Source organism: Tropicimonas sp. TH_r6, assembly GCF_033101155.1.
In the GTDB taxonomy this organism is placed as follows: Bacteria; Pseudomonadota; Alphaproteobacteria; order Rhodobacterales; family Rhodobacteraceae; genus Tropicimonas.
In genome coordinates this window covers 82,878-98,756 of sequence record NZ_JAWMPX010000020.1, presented here as the reverse complement: position 1 = coordinate 98,756, position 15,879 = coordinate 82,878, and the positions used below count along the sequence as shown (strand labels likewise).

Below are 15,879 nucleotides of genomic sequence, written 5' to 3'. Positions count from 1 at the left end.
TGTCGTGGCGACGAAGGTCTCGATGGGGTCTTCGGACGCGGTGTCGAATGCCTCGACGGGTTCTTCGGTCGTGGCGACGAATGCCTCGATGGGTTCTTCGGTCGTGGTGTCGAAGGTCTCGACGGGTGCGTCTGTGGACGGCTCCCATGTCTCGGACTCTTCCGGAGCCACCATCTCCGGTTCCGGCGAACTCGCTGCCATCGCAGTGCCCGCTCCGAGGGCGGCGACGCCACCGGTCAGGGCCATGGCGATTGCAGCCGTGGAGGTCTCGTCCGCGGCCTGGTCCTCACTGTCCGATTCGGAAGGCGACTCGGAGGCCGTCTCGTCGGCGGTCACGGATTCGGGAATTTGGGGCGGCGCGACCGACGTTTCGGCAGTTTCCGGCTCGGGCTCTGCTTCCTTCGACTGTGCAACAACTGCGCGAATTCGGGCGAGCTTGTCGGCAATGCTCTCGACGGGCGCTTCGGGCTCGGGCGCGGCTTGCGCAACCGGCTCGGTGATCTCGGGTTCGATGATCTCGGGCTCGGCGACGGCCTCGCGGGGGGCTTCCTCGACCGGGGCTTCCGGAGCGACCTGTTCCTGGGTTTCCGCCGTTTCCGGCAGTTGCGTGGCGTCGGCGTCCGCTGCCTTGAGCGTGATGCCCTGATCGCTGACCCGCGCCTCGACCCGCCGGTGAATCTCTTTCTCTACGATTCGCTGCAGCATTTCTGCGTCTGGTGTCGGGGGTTCAGCGCCGAAGTAACGGTCGTCGGCAGCGAGGCCACGGAAGTACTCCGCAATTGCCTTCATCGTGCCAAAGGAATCGTCAAACCCTTCCAGCGTGCACGAAAACGTGCCGTAGGACACGGTCAGAATCTTGTTGGAGCCTACCATATCGATGCTCGCCTTCTTTCGCTACCTTTTGACCAGATTTACCATGTATTGGTTCCAGAATGAGAACGACCCCAAGGAATCAAGACGATCATTTCCGGGCAAAAATGTGTCATTTCCTTGAAAATCGAGATAATCGAGACATGTCAGGCATCATTGTTCGCAGTTCCCGTGGAATTACCTTGCTTGGCGGGGGGAAAGCTAGACCAGCAGAGCTTAGGGAGGCGTTAACGCTGGCCCCTGTTCTTGTTGCGGCCGATGGAGGCGCGGACTTCGCGCTCCGGCAGGACGTGGAACCGGAGGCCGTGATCGGAGACATGGACTCGCTGAGCGATGCCATTCGGGCTGCGCTCCCGGCCCGGAAGCTGCACAGGATCGCCGAACAGAACAGTACGGATTTCGACAAGGCGCTGCGGTCGGTCGAAGCTCCGCTCGTTCTTGGCGTGGGGTTCCTGGGGCGCAGGGTTGATCATCAACTCGCCAATTTCAACGTGCTCGCCCGCCGCTATGACAGGAATTGCATCCTGCTTGGCAAGCATGACGTGATTCTTGCCGCGCCAGCGCAGATTGAACTCGATCTCGCGCCGCGGGAGCGCGTTTCGCTCTTCCCGATGGCCGAGATGACCGGGCGATCGCAAGGGCTGCATTGGCCGATCGAAGGGCTGACCTTCCGTCCGGATGGGGTGACTGGCAGCTCGAACCGGGTGTCGGAGGGGCCGGTCAAGCTCGAGTTCGACTCACCGGGAATGCTGCTCATTCTTCCGAGGCGGGCGCTTACGGCGACCCTGGACGGGCTTGCGCGCGCAAGGCAATTCGCTCCCGCCAGATGATGTAAAGCCCGGCCGACATCACGACGCCGATCCCGACGAGCGCCAGCCCGTCGGGGAACTGGTCGAAGATCAGCCAGCCATAGAGCGCGGCGAAGGGGATCTCGGAATACTGGATCGGCGCCACCGTGGCCGCGGGCGCGAAGCGCAGCGACCAGGCCATGAGCAGGTGCGAGATCGTGGCGAGGAGTCCGAGCAGGGCCAGCAGGACGATCTCGCGGCGAGTCGGCTCGACAGGGTCGAGTTCGGCCCAGCCGGTGCCGTCGGCCAGCAGGATGACGGGGAAGAGCAGTGCTGTGCCCATGAGACCGGTCAACGCCTGCAAGGGGAGCGGGTCGACATGGCGGCCGAGCTGTCGGGTGACCAGCATGAAGCAGGAGAAGATCACCGCCACGAGCAACGGCAGGGCGGCGGGCCAGCCGACCTCGGCGAAGGAGGGCTGCATGACCATCAATGTGCCGGAGAAGCCGACCATGCAGGCCAGTAGACGGCGGATACCGACATGTTCGCCGAGGAAGAACCATCCCATCAGCAAGAGCAGGAAGGGCATGACATAGGCGATGGCGATGGCGTCGGCGAGCGGCAGGAAGCGCAACGCGAGTACCATGGCGCCGAAGCCGGCGACCTGCAGGACGCAGCGCAGCAGGATCATCAGGTAGATGCGTGGTGAATGGGCGAGGCTGTGTCCGGCGCGTCGGCAGAGCGGCCAGAGGATCAGCGCCTGCACGCCCGAGCGGACCAGCAGGACCTGTCCGAGCGGAATTGCCGCGCCGATGAGCTTGGCCATCGAATCGCCCAGCGGCGCGAAGGCACAAAAGCCGATCATGAGCAGGATGCCGAGGAGGGGGTTGTCGCGGGACATGGCGGGCACGCTATGCTTCGTCAGGAGGATTGGAAAGCGCTCTTCGGCGGGTCTCAGCAATTCGGGACATTGACAGCCAGCCCGCCAAGCGCGGTCTCCTTGTACTTGTCCGACATGTCCTGCCCGGTCTGGCGCATGGTCTCGATACAGGCGTCGAGCGGGACGAGATGGGTCCCGTCCCCGCGCAGGCTCAGCGAGGCTGCGCTCACCGCCTTGATCGCGCCCAACCCGTTGCGCTCGATACAAGGCACCTGCACGAGCCCCTTCACCGGGTCGCAGGTCATGCCAAGATGGTGCTCCAGTGCGATTTCGGCGGCGTTCTCGACCTGTTCGGGTGTGCCGCCCATCACCGCCGCCAACCCGGCCGCCGCCATGGCCGAGGCGCTGCCGACCTCTGCCTGGCACCCCGCTTCCGCGCCCGAGATCGAGGCATTGGTCTTCACCAGACCGCCAATCGCCGCCGCCGTGAGGAAGAATTCCGGCAGACGGGCGGTCGAGGCGCTCGGTACATGGTCCAGCCAGTATCTGATCACCGCCGGCAGAACGCCCGCCGCGCCATTGGTCGGCGCGGTAACAACCTGTCCGCCAGCGGCATTTTCCTCGTTCACGGCCATCGCATAGGTGAGGATCCAGTCATTGACGCTGTGCGGCGGGACGATGTTCATGCCCCGCTCCGCCATCAGCGCGGCGTGGATCGCTGGTGCGCGCCGCTTCACGTTCAGCCCGCCGGGCAGGATGCCCTCGCTGGCAAGCCCACGCTCGATACAGTCCGACATTACCTGCCAGAGCCGCGCGATCCCCTGTTCCAGCCCGGAATGCCCATGATGGGCGATCTCGTTGGCCCGCTTCATCTCGGCGATGCTCTTGCCGGAGGCGCGCGCCATCTCCAACATCTGCGCCGCGCTCCGGAATGGGTAGGGCACGGCGATCTGGGCCGCCGGTTCGACATCGCGGTCCAGTTCCGCCTCGGTCACCACAAAGCCGCCACCGATAGAGTAATAGGTCTCCTGCAGCAGCACGTCGCCCTGCGCGTCCTTTGCCACAAGCTTCATGCCGTTGGAATGGCCGGCCAGCGCGGGGCCGTAGTCGAAGATCAGGTCCAATTTCGGGTCGAAGGCGAGCGGGCCCAGCCCGTCCGGCGCCACATGATGGCTCTGCGAAATCTCCGCCAGCGCTGCCTCTGCCGCATCGGCGTCGTAGCTGGCCGGTTCGAAGCCCGCCAAGCCGAGGATAACCGCCCGGTCGGTGGCGTGGCCAACGCCAGTGAAGGCCAGTGAACCATGCAGAGAAGCGCCCAGCCCGTGAGCACGGAAGGGCGAGCGGCGCAGGGTTTCCAGGAAACGTGCCGCCGCAACCATCGGCCCGACCGTATGCGAGGAGGAGGGGCCGATCCCCAGCTTGAAGATGTCGAAAACGCTCAGAAACATGCCGGCTCCGGTCTGAATGTCCAACCGTTAGCGCTCATCCCGCTGGACCGACAGCCCCGAAACGACGCTTTCGGGTGCAAAGGCGCAATGGACATCAAGCGCTCTTGCACCTGCTCGGCCCGTGACCCTTCTGGTATCTGCATGTCCGGATGCCGGGCGGGGCCGATCGCGTGGCGCGCAAGACCGGATGCAACTATGCCGGGAAGGCCCTTACGAACCTGTCTGAATGGGCATATAAGCGGTGGAAACCAGTTGGAGTCTGTCCGTATGTCCATCGACCTTTCGCCCATCGACAAGGCCAAGTTCGTTGCCGCCCGTCGCGCCTGCGATTATGTCGAGAGCGGGATGCGCGTGGGGCTCGGGACCGGCTCAACGGCAGCCTGGATGGTGCGCTGCCTTGCCGAGCGGGTGCAGAATGAGCGCCTCGATATCGTCGGCGTTCCGACCTCCAGCCGCACGGCGGATCTCGCGCGCAGCCTCGGCATCCGCGTGGCCTCGCTGGACGAGGTGAAATGGCTCGACCTGACAATCGATGGCACCGACGAGTTCGACGCGAACCTGAACCTGATCAAGGGCGGCGGTGGCGCTTCGCTGCAGGAGAAGATCGTCGCGACGGCCTCGGACCGGATGGTGGTGATCGCCGATGTCGCCAAGGAGGTGAAGTCTCTGGGGGCCTTTCCGCTGCCGCTGGAAACGGTGCCTTTCGGTTGGCAGACGACCAAGGCGCTGATCGAAGAGACATTGGTCAACATGGACGTGCTGGGCCGCGAGGCGACGCTGCGGATGAATGACGACGTGCCCTATATCACCGATGAGGGTAACTACATCCTCGACCTGCATCTGCACCGGATCGGCAATCCGCGCCAGCTCAGCCTGGTGATGAACCAGATCCCCGGTGTGGTCGAAAACGGGCTCTTCATCGATATTTGCGACGCGGTGGTGATCGGGCATGGCGACGGGACGGTGGAAATCCGCGATATCAATGCGGGGCTGGTCTCGGAAGAACAGATCGACATCCTGGAAAGCGACAATATCTTCGCAGATCCGGACCAGTAAACGACGAACCATCGGCCGTGGTGAAATCCGATACTCTGAACTCGAAGGGCAGGCTGGCGGGTATAGCTTGACCTGCGGGTCTTGCGCGAAAGGCGGGTGGTTCGACCGTGCCGCGAGTTGCCTGGGTTTGGCGATGCCTTTCCTTTCGGTAACGCGGCTGTACAGCCGCGGATCTCAGTGAAATCGCTTTAGTGTTCACATGAGGCGAAGCCTGAAGCCGAATCCATGAGGCACTCGGGGAGGGCGACGCCCCATGAGTCCAAACAACCAAAGGTTGATTTGCGCCGGGACGTGCTTCAAGCTCGTACGACCAGCATTAAAGGATATTGCCATGAAGACTATTATCACGATCGCTGCCGCAGCTCTCAGTGCAGGTGCCGCCATGGCCGACGGTCATAGTGCAGATGATGTGCATTGGCACATCACCATGACGGTGAATGAAGGCAAGGCGGATGCCGTCCAACCCCTCCTGGATCGTATGGTTGCTGCAACGCAGGAGAACGAACCGGGTGCTCTTGTCTATGACTATATGGGCGATGGCGACCAGGTTCATATCTCAGAACGCTATGCGGACAATGCAGCGGCGATGACCCATATGGGGAATTTCGGTGCGAACTTCGCGGAGGAATTCATACAGACGTTTACGGTCAACTCGGTTGCCGTTTACGGACCGGCCGGCGACGATCTGAAAGAGGTTCTGGCGCCGTTTTCGCCAACATATATGCAGCAGATCAGCGGTTTCGCGCGGTAAGGCGACTAATCGGTTCCGGGAGCGGCCCTGACATGGAGCGAGCATCGCCCCTGCAACGCTCGGGCGCGCGGGATATTGTTTGTCGGAACTCCAGGGGCGGCAGATTCTATAGGGCGTGTTGCCGCCTGATCGTCGGGGTGCCGGAGTGTCTGCGCCCGGTCGCCTGCATCGATATTCTGTTGGTTTCATCTGCGCCAATGCGCAGGGTCTGACCCTTCGAAAAGCGTCATGGACGGCGTCACGCGAGGCTTCGGTCACCGAAATGCGACCGGGAGTGGCTCGTAACCCGGTCAACTGGCCCTATCTTGGGGTGGCGGCTCGCGGCGAGGCGCGCTAGGACTTCTTGGCAGATATCGAGGGCAGACCCATGGAATTCGACTTCGACCTCTTTGTGATTGGCGGTGGCTCCGGTGGCGTGCGCGCCGCGCGCGTGGCCGCTGGCGATGCCGGCGCAAAGGTGGGTCTTGCCGAGGAGAGCCGCATGGGCGGCACCTGCGTGATCCGGGGCTGTGTTCCCAAGAAGCTGATGGTTTTTGCCTCGGAATATGCCGAGGGCATGACGGAGGCCGCCGATTACGGCTGGGATGTCTCCATTGGTGGTTTCGACTGGCCGAAATTCCGCACCCGCCTGGAAGGCGAACTCGACCGGCTGGAAGGCGTCTACAACCGCCTGCTCGACGGGTCCGGCGTACAGGTCTTCGCGCAGCGCGCCACGGTCGCGGACCCGCACACCGTCCGCCTTGCCGACGGCACCGAATACACCGCCAAGCATATCCTCGTCGCCACCGGCGGCTGGCCGTCGCTGCCCGGCGTGGAAAACGAAGAACTTGGCATCACCTCCAACGAGGTTTTCCATCTCGACGCACTGCCCAAGCGGCTTCTTGTCGTGGGTGGCGGTTATATCGCCTGCGAGATGGCCTGTATCTTCAACGGGCTCGGCACGCAGGTGACACAGTTCTACCGCGGCCCGCAGATCCTGCGCGGTTTCGACGGGGAGGCGCGTGGGCATATCGCCGAGCACATGATCCGCCACGGCGTCGATATCCATTGCGGCACCAATATCGCGGCGATGAAAAAGGTCGAGGACGGGATCGAGGTCGCCGCGACCACCGGCGGCACGCAGGTCTTCGACCAGGTGCTCTTCGCCACTGGCCGGACGCCGAACTCCAAGGGGCTCGGGCTGGAAGAGGCCGGCGTCGAGATCGGACGGCGCGGCGAGGTGGTCGTGGACCAGTACAGCCAGACCTCCGTGCCTTCGATCTATGCTATTGGTGATGTGACCAACCGGGTCCAACTCACGCCGGTGGCGATTCGCGAGGGCATGGCCTTTGTCGAGACCGTCTTCAAGGGGAACCCGACCGCACCCGATCACGAGCTGATCCCCTCCGCGGTTTTCACCCAGCCGGAATATGGCACGGTGGGGCTGAGCGAGGAGGAAGCCCGCGACGCGGGGCCCATCGAGGTCTACTCGACCGCCTTCAAGCCGATGCACAAGAGCTTCATCGGCCGCGAGGACCGGGTGCTGATGAAGCTCATCGTCTGCGCCGACACCCGCAAGGTGCTGGGCGTGCATATTGTCGCCGATCATGCCGGCGAGATGATCCAGCTTGCCGGCGTTGCCGTGAAGATGGGCGCGACCAAAGAAGATTTTGACCGAACCGTTGCCGTTCACCCGACCATGTCGGAAGAGCTGGTGACCCTGAAAACACCGGTGCGCAAGGCTTGACCGGGCGGCCCTGGCGCTTGAAAACCGCGCCGGGACAACCATCTGGAAACTGACGCATCCCGCGAGACACGAGAGGGAAGAGAGTACATGGCAGGACATAGCGGCGGACCCTGGGGCGGTGGCTCCGGAGGGGACGGCCAGAATGGCGGCGGCAATCGCGGCAATAATGGCGGCGGCAAACGGCCCGGCGACGAGGGCAGCTCGATCCCCGATATCGACGAGGTGATCAAGAAGGGCCAGGACCAGCTGCGCGTCCTGATGGGTGGTCGTGGCGGCGGTGGGCCGCGCGACCCGCAAGGCGGTGGCGAGGGCGGACCGACCTTCTCGCGTGGTACGTTCGTCATTGGCGGTCTGGCCGCGGTCGTGCTCTGGGGCCTTGCCTCTTTCTATACGGTGAAGCCGGAAGAGCAGTCTGTGGAGTTGTTCCTCGGCGAGTTCTCCGCCATTGGCACTCCGGGCCTGAACTTCGCGCCCTGGCCGCTTGTTACGGCAGAGGTCATCAACGTGACCTCGGAGCGGACCGAAGATATCGGCGACGATTTCAACTCCCGCACCGAATCTGGCCTGATGCTGACCACGGATGCCAATATCGTCGATATCGACTTCCAGGTGGTCTGGAACATCGTCGACCCGGCCAAGTTCCTGTTCAACCTCGCCCAGGGGCCGGAGACGGTTCGCGCGGTGTCGGAATCGGCCATGCGGGAGATTATCGCGGCCTCCGAGCTTGCGCCGATCCTCAACCGGGACCGGGGCCTGATCGCCGAGACGGCGAAGACCTCGATCCAGGGCACGCTCGACACCTATGAATCCGGCATCAACATCGTCCGGGTCAACCTCGACAAGGCGGACCCGCCGCGCGAGGTGATCGACGCCTTCCGCGAAGTCCAGGCAGCCGAGCAGGAGCGCGACCGGCTGGAACGCCGTGCTGACGCCTATGCCAACACGGTTCTCGCCGGGGCGCGTGGTGAAGCCGCGCAGCTGCTGGAAGAGGCCGAGGGCTATCGGGCGCAGGTCGTGAACGAAGCCGAGGGTGATGCAAGCCGCTTCAGCGCGGTTCTGGCGGAATACGACAAGGCGCCGGAGGTGACGCGCAAGCGTCTCTACCTCGAGACGATGGAAAAGGTGCTGGGCGACGTGGACAAGGTGATCCTCGGCGAGACCGGCGGAGAGGGGCAGGGCGTTGTGCCATATCTGCCGCTGAACGAGCTGCGCAAGACGACGGAGGGCAACTGACATGAAACGTCTGACCTATCTTCTGCCCATCGGCATCGTGGCCGTGGCCGTGTTAATGGCCTCCATCTTCATCGTCGACGAACGTGAAAAGGCGCTGGTCCTCCAGTTCGGCCAGATCAAGCGGGTCAAGGAAGACCCCGGCCTCGCGTTCAAGATCCCGCTGATTCAGGAGGTCGTGTACTATGACGACCGGATCCTGGCGCTGGACACCGATACGATCGAAGTTACGCCGTCGGATGACCGTCGTCTGGTCGTGGACGCCTTCGCGCGGTATCGGATCGCGGATGTGGTCCAGTTCCGTCAGGCTGTCGGCGTGGGCGGGGTGGCTGCGGCCGAGACCCGGCTGAGCTCGATCCTCAACGCCCAGATCCGGGAGGTGCTCGGCGCCGACCAGGTGACCTCCGACACCATCCTGTCGGAAGATCGCCGGGGCTTGATGAACCGTATTCGGGATCAGGCCCAGGGCGAAGCGCGTTCGCTTGGCCTCAACGTGGTCGATGTGCGGCTCAAGCAGACCAACCTGCCCGAGCAGAACCTGAACGCCACTTTCGAGCGGATGCGTGCGGAACGTGAGCGGGAAGCGGCGGACGAGATCGCCCGCGGTAACGAAGCTGCGCAGCGTGTGCGTGCACAGGCTGACCGGACCGTGGTGGAGCTTGTCTCCGAGGCCCGAAAGGAAGCCGAGATCGTGCGCGGTGAAGCCGATGCGGAACGCAACGGGATCTATGCGCAGGCTTATGGTGCGGATCAGAACTTCTTCCAGTTCTACCGTTCGCTCTCTGCCTATGAGGAAGCGCTCAAGGGCGAAAACTCGAGCATGGTCATCGCACCGGACAGCGAGTTCTTCGAGTTCTTCAAGAGTTCGCAGCCGGGCGCGGCCGAGTGATGGAGACGATCCTTCTCGGGATCGGTATGGTATTTGTTTTGGAGGGGCTGGTGCTTGCACTGGCCCCTTCGCGTATCGACGAGATCCTGGAAATGCTGCGACAGATGTCGGTGGAGACGCGCCGGCTTCTTGGGCTGCTCGCGATCACGTCTGGGGCGATCCTGCTTTTGCTTGCGGGGTGGCTTGGCGGCTGACCGGAGCTTTGCGGACCTGCTCCTTCGTCGGCCGTGGCTGTGGCGAAAAGGGCGGCTTGCCGCCGAACAGGGTTCGAGCGGCGGTGGCGCCGCTTCGCGGCGGGTTTTTCAAAGGGGCCGTGAGCCGATTGAGGACGTTGGAGCGAAGCGCCGATCGGCCTGCAATCACAGCAACCTTGTCGGTGCAGTGACCGTGCCTTCCGTCCGTACAATCGCCCGATCGGCCCGTTGGCTCCCAACCTATCTTGAGTGTCTGACCCAGCTTGGGCTTGCGAAGTCGCTGACAGCCTGAGACACTTCTCCCAACGGCCGATCACGGAGCTGTGGCAAAGCCCGCGCGCTGTGTCACGGGCTCGTGACAGCTTGCGACGGGTCTTTGAATTGCGACTCCCGGCTGCATGAATTTCTATAGGTGCACAATCGCTGTGCGACGCTGCGCAGCTCCAGATCTTTGGCCCCTCGGAAAGACGGGCCGCAGGAAACAGAAGGAATATCGAGTGACCGTTCATACTCTCACCCTTCCCCGACAGGCCATCTCCGCAAGGCTGATCCCGGCCGTCGTGCTTGGCTTCGCACTGGTGCTGGCCCAGACACTCGGGGCGCAGGCGCGTGGCGCGCCGGAAAGCTTCGCCGATCTGGCAGACAAGATCAGCCCGTCGGTCGTCAATATCACCACCGCGACCACGGTCGCCACCGCTTCCGACCCGCATGGCGAGGGCGGCCCGATCGTGCCCGAGGGCTCGCCTTTCGAGGATTTCTTTCGTGACTTCATGGAGCGCAACGGGCCCGATGGCGCGCCGCAGCGCCCGCGCCGGTCCTCGGCGCTCGGCTCGGGCTTCGTGATTTCCGAGGACGGGTTCATCGTCACCAACAACCACGTCATCGCCGAAGCGGACGAGATCACCATCGAGTTCTTTTCCGGCGACGAACTGCCTGCCGAAGTGATCGGCACGGACCCCAAGACGGATCTCGCTCTCCTGAAGGTCGAGACCGACACGCCGCTGCCCTTCGTGCCCTGGGGCAATTCCGACAAGGCCCGGGTGGGCGACTGGGTCATGGCCATGGGCAACCCGCTGGGCCAGGGGTTTTCGGTCTCCGCCGGTATCGTCTCGGCCCGTGGTCGGGCGCTATCGGGCAGCTATGACGACTTCATCCAGACCGACGCCGCCATCAACCGGGGCAATTCCGGTGGTCCGCTTTTCAACATGGACGGCGAGGTGATCGGCATCAACACCGCGATCCTGTCGCCGAATGGCGGCTCCATCGGCATCGGATTCGCGATGTCCTCGCGCGTGGCCACCAACGTGATCGACCAGCTCAAGGAGTTCGGCGAGACCCGCCGCGGCTGGCTCGGTGTCCGAATTCAGGATGTGACTGACGACGTGGCCGATGCGATCGGGCTCGAAGAGGCCAAGGGCGCGCTTGTGACGGATGTGCCGGAAGGACCGGCGATGGAAGCGGGCGTGCTTGCGGGCGACGTGATCCTGAGCTTCGACGGGACGGATGTCGACGATACGCGCGAGCTGGTGCAGCAAGTCGGCAATGCCGAGGTCGGCAAGTCGGTTCGGCTGACTGTCTATCGCGACGGCAAGACCGAGACGGTCATGGTCACGCTTGGGCGCCGCGAGACCGCCGAGGGCGCCGTGCCTGCTGTTGCCACTCCCGAAGATATCGAAGAGCCGCAGGAATCCGAGGTGCTCGGCCTGACTCTGAGTCCGCTGACGCCCACCATCATCTCGGAGATGGATCTGGACGAGGGGATGACAGGCCTGCTGGTCAAGGAGGTCGACGAGTCGACCGAAGCCTTCGAAAAGGGCATGCGCGCCGGCGATATCATCACCCAGGTCGGCCAGGTCGACGTTGCGAGCATCGAGGATCTCGAAGCCCGCATCGAGGAGGTGACCGAGGCTGGACGTATGTCGATCCTGCTGCTGGTTCGCCGCGCCGGCGAACCGCGTTTCGTGGCGCTGACACTCGACAACTGACACAAACCTCTGGAAACAAGAACGGGCGCCGGAATATTCCGGCGCCCGTTTTGTTTTGTCACGGGTCTGGGGTGTGGGGATCAGTCACCCCGACCGTTGTTGGAAGACTGGATCGACTTCAGCTTGACCAGTTCGGACAGCGAATACTCGGTCGGATTGACGCCCAGAGATGCGGCAAGCTGGGCCTGCCCGGCCGACACACCGCTCTTGGTGGAGGTGGTGACCCCTTTCGTGACGCCACCTGACTCGCGGATGAAATTGGCAGCTGCCTGTTCGTCATCGGATTCGGCACTGCGCAGGGCGGCGACATCGGCCAGGCTGTAGCTGTCATCGACATCGACCGAGGCGGCGAATTGCGCCGGGCTGCCCACGGCCCCCTTCGTCACATCGCCAGAGAGGATTGCTCGTGCCGTGGCCTGCTCGTCATTCTCGAGTGCGCTGCGCAGGGCGATCAGCTCGGAGGTGCTGTAGACGCCCGGTTCGACGCCCAGCGAGCGGGCCAGTTGGTCGGAGGCAAGCGCGGGGCCGGCGAGGGTCAGGGCGAGGGCGGTGGTGAGGAGGATGCGGTTCATGATCAGGTCCTTTTCGTGTCTGGCTCGTTTCTGGTCCGTGGCGCTCGGTTGCGCCGTTGATGATGAACAGGTGGGGATGGTGCGGCGCTTGAAATACTCCTCAAAATGTCGGGGTTTCTGTGCATCCCGGCACATCACGCTTGAAGGAGCGGTCTTGTCTCCTGCGCGGGTCTCTCTGGGTCGGGTTTACTGGGGGGGCTGGCCTGTTCGGGCCGATCTGCCTGCGATCCGGGACCGTGTGAGGAGCGGTCGCCTCGCGGGACCCCACAGGCGCGTGAGTCCGTTTGAACGGGATCGTTGGGTTTTGGAACAAAAAAGGCCCGGTGCGCAGTGCACCGGGCCAGGTCTGCCAAGAGGACAGGGAGGCTGGAGATCGTCTGGTCAGCTTTCGTGTGCGTGCACGAGATCGGCACGGCTGTTGCTCATGGCGTCCAGACCGACGGATTTGCCGAGCTGGATCCGGTATTCCGGGGTGTCGCCGCTATTGGCGGCCGCCTGCGAGGTGATCGCGTTGATCCGGGTCGCGTCATCGTCATCCATCGCCCCCTTCAGCGCCACCAGTTCGGCGCGGCTGTAGTCGGAGGCGTCGACGCCGAGGCTCTTGGCCAGCTGGTCGGAGCTTGCGGAGGCGCCCTTGGTCGAGACGGTCGCAGCAGCGCCACCGCTTTCGAGCAGGAAGTTGATGCGGGCGGCGTCACCATCGTCATAGGCGGCCTTGAGTTGGGTCAGCTCGGAGGTCGAGAAGCCCTGGCCTTCAACGCCGAGCGTGTTGGCCAGCTGGTCACTGGCAAGCGCGGGAGCGGCGATGGCGAGTGTCAGGAGGGCGGAGGTGGCGAGAGCAAAGCGGTTCATGATGCGGTCCTTTCGAAGTGCTCGTTTAATCTCTGTCGGCGGGCTGTCCCGCCTTGGATGAGAGAGATGTGGGGTGTGTGCGAGTGCTTCAAAGACTGCGGGAATCGCCGGGTGATGTGTGATTATGCACAGGGTTTCGCCGACGGAATTCCGTCGGCGCTCCGTAAGGCGACGGTTTAGCGCTCGGAGCTGCTGCCTGGTATTGCGATGGCGACGAGGCCGAGTTGGCGTGCGGCGGTCAGAGACAGCACGGCGCTGTTGAGCCCCTGCGGCTGCTGGTAACGGCGGATGGCGCTGCGGGTTGCGCTGTCCAGACTGCCGGTGATCTCGCCGTCATAGACGCCGCGCGCCTTCAGGGCGCGTTGCAGGGAGGCGACCGTATCGGGGGTGAAACTGTCCGGGCAGGGGGTCTCGAACCAAAGCTCCTGCCGTTCCTCGACGATCTCCTGCCGGGTTTCTGTTGCGGTGACCGCGGGCTTCAGGAGCTTGCCGTCCGCGTCATAGCTGGCCGGGGTGACCACGGATTCCACGGTCACCGTTTGCAGGGTCGCCGGGGTCTCGTCGCGGCCCCAGCAGGTTCCGGGCGCGGCGTCTGGCGGGCCGTCAGCGCCGTGCGAGGCGATCTCGGCAGGTTCCTCCAGCCGGGCAATCTCCGGGATGCCGCTGCAGGCAGAGGTCACGAGCAGGGCAAGGAGCAGGGCGGCGCGGATCATGCGGGTCGGTCACTGTTTTCTGGTCGCGGGGAGCCTAGCCATCGCGGCGAAACGGGCAAGCCCTGCGGCGGCGGGTGGATGCGGTCGCGGCAGGATGTGGCCGATGCGACTCAACCCCACCTGCCCGTGTTCAAACCGGTGTCGACGTCGGTATCGAAGCCGGGGTCGAAATCGGGGCGGAGCAACTCGTCGAGCATGGGCGAGATATCCTCGACATGTTCGGCGATGACATGGACGATTTCCGCCTCGCGCTGGATGCGCCCGGTGACGCGGAGCAGGCGCCCAGCGATGACCGCGCGGCGGAAGCGCTCATAGGTCTTGGCCCAGACGACGATATTGCAGGTGCCGGTCTCGTCTTCCAGCGTCAGGAAGATCACGCCCTTGGCCGTACCCGGCCGTTGCCGGACCAGCACCAGTCCGGCCACGCAGACCCGCGCGCCGCCGGGCGGCAGGCCGAGTTGACTGGCCGTCAGGCAGGCGGGCGGGCGTGGCCAGCTGTCGGGCGGCGGGGTCGGGGCCGGGGGATAGACACTCATGGGAACAAATGTAGAACGAATTGCGGCCTCGTCCAAGCCCCGTTGGCACTGGCAAAGCCGGGTCGATTGGCCTATGTGAGCCTTTGAACGAGCCAACCGGCGACGGCAGCAAGAAGGAACGAGAGGCGTGCCCAAGATTACCTATGTCGAGTTTTCCGGGAAGGAACATGTTGTGGACGTGGCCAGCGGGCTGACCGTCATGGAAGGCGCGCGGGACAATGGCGTGCCGGGGATCGACGCCGATTGCGGCGGCGCCTGCGCCTGTTCGACCTGCCATGCCTATATCGACGAAGCCTGGGTGGAGAAGCTGCCCGGCGTGGAGGCGATGGAAGAGGACATGCTGGACTTCGCTTACGAGACCAAGCCGGGCCTGTCGCGCCTGACCTGCCAGATCAAGGTGAACGACGATATGGACGGCTTGATCGTCCGGCTTCCCGAGAAGCAGATCTGATCGATGCTCCGGATTGTCCTGATCGCAGCGGCCCTGCTGGCCGGCTCACCGGGTCTGGCGGCGGGCTGCGACGGGGCGATCCAGTCGGCGCGCTACGAGGGGCCAACGGGACAGTACCCGCATGGCGTCCTCGGCGATGCGCTGGAATGGGGCCAGCTGCGGATTGATTGCAGTGGCGGCGCGCAATTGGCCGAACTTCCCGAGGCGCTGGTCTTCGAGGATGTGGCGCCGCGCGTTGTGGATCTCGACGGGGACGGTGCGGCCGAGGTGATCGTGGTGGAAAGCCACCGGGACCGCGGGGCGCGGCTGGCGGTCTGGGGGCTAACCTCCGGAAAGCTGGACCGGCTGGCACAGACGCCGTTCATCGGCACGCGATTCCGCTGGCTGGCGCCGGTGGGGGCCGCGGATCTCGACGGGGACGGGGCGATGGAGATTGCCTATGTCGACCGACCGCATCTGGCGCGGATCCTGCGGGTCTGGCGCTACGAGGACGGTCAGTTGCGCGAGGTGGCTTCGGCGCCGGGTTTCACCAACCACCGGATCGGCGAGACCGAAATCTCCGGCGGGATGCGGGACTGTGACGGGCGGCCGGAGATGATTGTCGCGTCGGCGGACTGGTCGCGGGTGCTCGCGGTTTCCCTGTCTGGCCGGCAATTGGTCGAGCGGGATATCGGCCCGCATGAAGGCCCGGAGTCGTTCCGGGACGCGGTGTCCTGCCGATAGGCGGCAGGACCGGACAATACCGAAGAGCAGCTAGCGGAAAGTCGAGTTGAGTGCTTTGGGGCACGGGACAAGGCGTCGCCGCCGTGCCAGCGCCTGCCCGTTCCGGCGGGCTGGCGCTTCGTCGCCCGTGAGCAACGGCTTGATCTTTTTCGGACTTGGTTGGGATTACGTGCGGACCTCGAACGTTGCGGCGCCATCCCACGGGCAGGCGCTTG

16 protein-coding genes and 1 pseudogene are annotated in these 15,879 nt (G+C 64.2%); 10 read left to right on the top strand and 7 right to left on the bottom strand.

Going from position 1 to position 15,879, the window contains the following annotated elements; translation table 11 throughout:
• Positions 1-873: pseudogene (locus tag R3X27_RS17950) on the bottom strand (chemotaxis protein CheA); the annotation flags it as partial.
• Positions 874-932: 59 nt separating this feature from the next.
• Here R3X27_RS17950 and R3X27_RS17945 point away from each other — a divergent pair.
• On the top strand, positions 933-1,700 hold the full coding sequence (locus tag R3X27_RS17945) for a thiamine diphosphokinase (RefSeq protein WP_317710249.1): 768 nt from the start codon (positions 933-935) through the stop codon (positions 1,698-1,700).
• Here R3X27_RS17945 and R3X27_RS17940 read toward each other — a convergent pair.
• Positions 1,645-2,559, bottom strand: coding sequence for a DMT family transporter (locus R3X27_RS17940; protein WP_317710255.1), 915 nt, complete (start codon positions 2,557-2,559; stop codon positions 1,645-1,647). The two genes, R3X27_RS17945 and R3X27_RS17940, sit on opposite strands and share 56 nt — an antisense overlap.
• Before the next feature lie 53 nt (positions 2,560-2,612).
• Positions 2,613-3,986 (bottom strand): L-serine ammonia-lyase, encoded by a 1,374-nt coding sequence (locus R3X27_RS17935; protein ID WP_317710248.1) that lies wholly within the window; start codon positions 3,984-3,986, stop codon positions 2,613-2,615.
• 267 nt (positions 3,987-4,253) lie between these two features.
• Between R3X27_RS17935 and rpiA the strand changes: the two genes are divergently transcribed.
• The 7 genes from rpiA (at position 4,254) to R3X27_RS17900 (ending at position 11,817) form a co-directional block, all read left to right on the top strand.
• Positions 4,254-5,042, top strand: a complete 789-nt coding sequence (rpiA, locus tag R3X27_RS17930; protein WP_317710247.1) for a ribose-5-phosphate isomerase RpiA — start codon at positions 4,254-4,256, stop codon at positions 5,040-5,042.
• A gap of 331 nt (positions 5,043-5,373) precedes the next feature.
• Positions 5,374-5,793 (top strand): putative quinol monooxygenase, encoded by a 420-nt coding sequence (locus tag R3X27_RS17925; RefSeq protein ID WP_317710246.1) that lies wholly within the window; start codon positions 5,374-5,376, stop codon positions 5,791-5,793.
• A gap of 367 nt (positions 5,794-6,160) precedes the next feature.
• A complete protein-coding gene (gene gor, locus R3X27_RS17920) occupies positions 6,161-7,519 on the top strand; it encodes a glutathione-disulfide reductase (RefSeq protein ID WP_317710245.1) in 1,359 nt (452 codons plus the stop codon).
• An 87-nt stretch (positions 7,520-7,606) separates the two neighbouring features.
• Entirely contained in the window at positions 7,607-8,752 is a 1,146-nt protein-coding gene (gene hflK, locus R3X27_RS17915) for an FtsH protease activity modulator HflK (RefSeq protein WP_317710244.1), read from the top strand.
• Between the two features lies 1 nt (position 8,753).
• Positions 8,754-9,638 (top strand): protease modulator HflC, encoded by an 885-nt coding sequence (locus tag R3X27_RS17910; protein ID WP_317710243.1) that lies wholly within the window; start codon positions 8,754-8,756, stop codon positions 9,636-9,638.
• Entirely contained in the window at positions 9,638-9,832 is a 195-nt protein-coding gene (locus tag R3X27_RS17905) for a DUF2065 domain-containing protein (RefSeq protein WP_317710254.1), read from the top strand. Before R3X27_RS17910 ends, R3X27_RS17905 begins: the two co-directional genes overlap by 1 nt.
• A gap of 497 nt (positions 9,833-10,329) precedes the next feature.
• The gene (locus R3X27_RS17900) at positions 10,330-11,817 is read left to right on the top strand and encodes a DegQ family serine endoprotease (protein ID WP_317710242.1); all 1,488 of its coding nucleotides are present in this window, start codon (positions 10,330-10,332) and stop codon (positions 11,815-11,817) included.
• 80 nt (positions 11,818-11,897) lie between these two features.
• Here R3X27_RS17900 and R3X27_RS17895 read toward each other — a convergent pair whose 3' ends face one another.
• From R3X27_RS17895 to R3X27_RS17880, 4 genes are all read right to left on the bottom strand, one after another.
• Positions 11,898-12,389, bottom strand: coding sequence for a hypothetical protein (locus R3X27_RS17895; RefSeq protein ID WP_317710241.1), 492 nt, complete (start codon positions 12,387-12,389; stop codon positions 11,898-11,900).
• 381 nt (positions 12,390-12,770) lie between these two features.
• Positions 12,771-13,241, bottom strand: a complete 471-nt coding sequence (locus R3X27_RS17890; protein ID WP_317710240.1) for a hypothetical protein — start codon at positions 13,239-13,241, stop codon at positions 12,771-12,773.
• 176 nt (positions 13,242-13,417) lie between these two features.
• Positions 13,418-13,954, bottom strand: a complete 537-nt coding sequence (locus tag R3X27_RS17885; RefSeq protein ID WP_317710239.1) for a peptidoglycan-binding domain-containing protein — start codon at positions 13,952-13,954, stop codon at positions 13,418-13,420.
• A gap of 110 nt (positions 13,955-14,064) precedes the next feature.
• Positions 14,065-14,490 carry an OB-fold nucleic acid binding domain-containing protein gene (locus tag R3X27_RS17880; RefSeq protein WP_317710238.1) on the bottom strand — a complete coding sequence of 142 codons (426 nt, stop codon included), beginning with the start codon at positions 14,488-14,490 and terminating at the stop codon, positions 14,065-14,067.
• A 127-nt stretch (positions 14,491-14,617) separates the two neighbouring features.
• Between R3X27_RS17880 and R3X27_RS17875 the strand changes: the two genes are divergently transcribed.
• Positions 14,618-14,941: a 2Fe-2S iron-sulfur cluster-binding protein gene (locus tag R3X27_RS17875; RefSeq protein ID WP_317710237.1), complete on the top strand. Its 324-nt coding sequence runs from the start codon at positions 14,618-14,620 to the stop codon at positions 14,939-14,941.
• A 3-nt stretch (positions 14,942-14,944) separates the two neighbouring features.
• A complete protein-coding gene (locus tag R3X27_RS17870) occupies positions 14,945-15,664 on the top strand; it encodes a VCBS repeat-containing protein (protein ID WP_317710236.1) in 720 nt (239 codons plus the stop codon).
• The last annotated feature ends 215 nt before the right edge of the window (positions 15,665-15,879 follow it).

Excerpts from the sequence above, each read along its gene's own strand:
- gor (WP_317710245.1), top strand. The coding sequence starts at position 6,161 with ATGGAATTCGACTTCGACCTCTTTGTGATTGGCGGTGGCTCCGGTGGC.
- R3X27_RS17885 (WP_317710239.1), bottom strand. The coding sequence starts at position 13,954 with ATGATCCGCGCCGCCCTGCTCCTTGCCCTGCTCGTGACCTCTGCCTGC.
- hflK (WP_317710244.1), top strand. The coding sequence starts at position 7,607 with ATGGCAGGACATAGCGGCGGACCCTGGGGCGGTGGCTCCGGAGGGGAC.
- R3X27_RS17945 (WP_317710249.1), top strand. The coding sequence starts at position 933 with ATGAGAACGACCCCAAGGAATCAAGACGATCATTTCCGGGCAAAAATG.
- R3X27_RS17910 (WP_317710243.1), top strand. The coding sequence starts at position 8,754 with ATGAAACGTCTGACCTATCTTCTGCCCATCGGCATCGTGGCCGTGGCC.
- R3X27_RS17895 (WP_317710241.1), bottom strand. The coding sequence starts at position 12,389 with ATGAACCGCATCCTCCTCACCACCGCCCTCGCCCTGACCCTCGCCGGC.
- R3X27_RS17940 (WP_317710255.1), bottom strand. The coding sequence starts at position 2,559 with ATGTCCCGCGACAACCCCCTCCTCGGCATCCTGCTCATGATCGGCTTT.
- R3X27_RS17890 (WP_317710240.1), bottom strand. The coding sequence starts at position 13,241 with ATGAACCGCTTTGCTCTCGCCACCTCCGCCCTCCTGACACTCGCCATC.
- R3X27_RS17935 (WP_317710248.1), bottom strand. The coding sequence starts at position 3,986 with ATGTTTCTGAGCGTTTTCGACATCTTCAAGCTGGGGATCGGCCCCTCC.
- R3X27_RS17925 (WP_317710246.1), top strand. The coding sequence starts at position 5,374 with ATGAAGACTATTATCACGATCGCTGCCGCAGCTCTCAGTGCAGGTGCC.
- R3X27_RS17870 (WP_317710236.1), top strand. The coding sequence starts at position 14,945 with ATGCTCCGGATTGTCCTGATCGCAGCGGCCCTGCTGGCCGGCTCACCG.
- R3X27_RS17905 (WP_317710254.1), top strand. The coding sequence starts at position 9,638 with ATGGAGACGATCCTTCTCGGGATCGGTATGGTATTTGTTTTGGAGGGG.
- R3X27_RS17880 (WP_317710238.1), bottom strand. The coding sequence starts at position 14,490 with ATGAGTGTCTATCCCCCGGCCCCGACCCCGCCGCCCGACAGCTGGCCA.
- rpiA (WP_317710247.1), top strand. The coding sequence starts at position 4,254 with ATGTCCATCGACCTTTCGCCCATCGACAAGGCCAAGTTCGTTGCCGCC.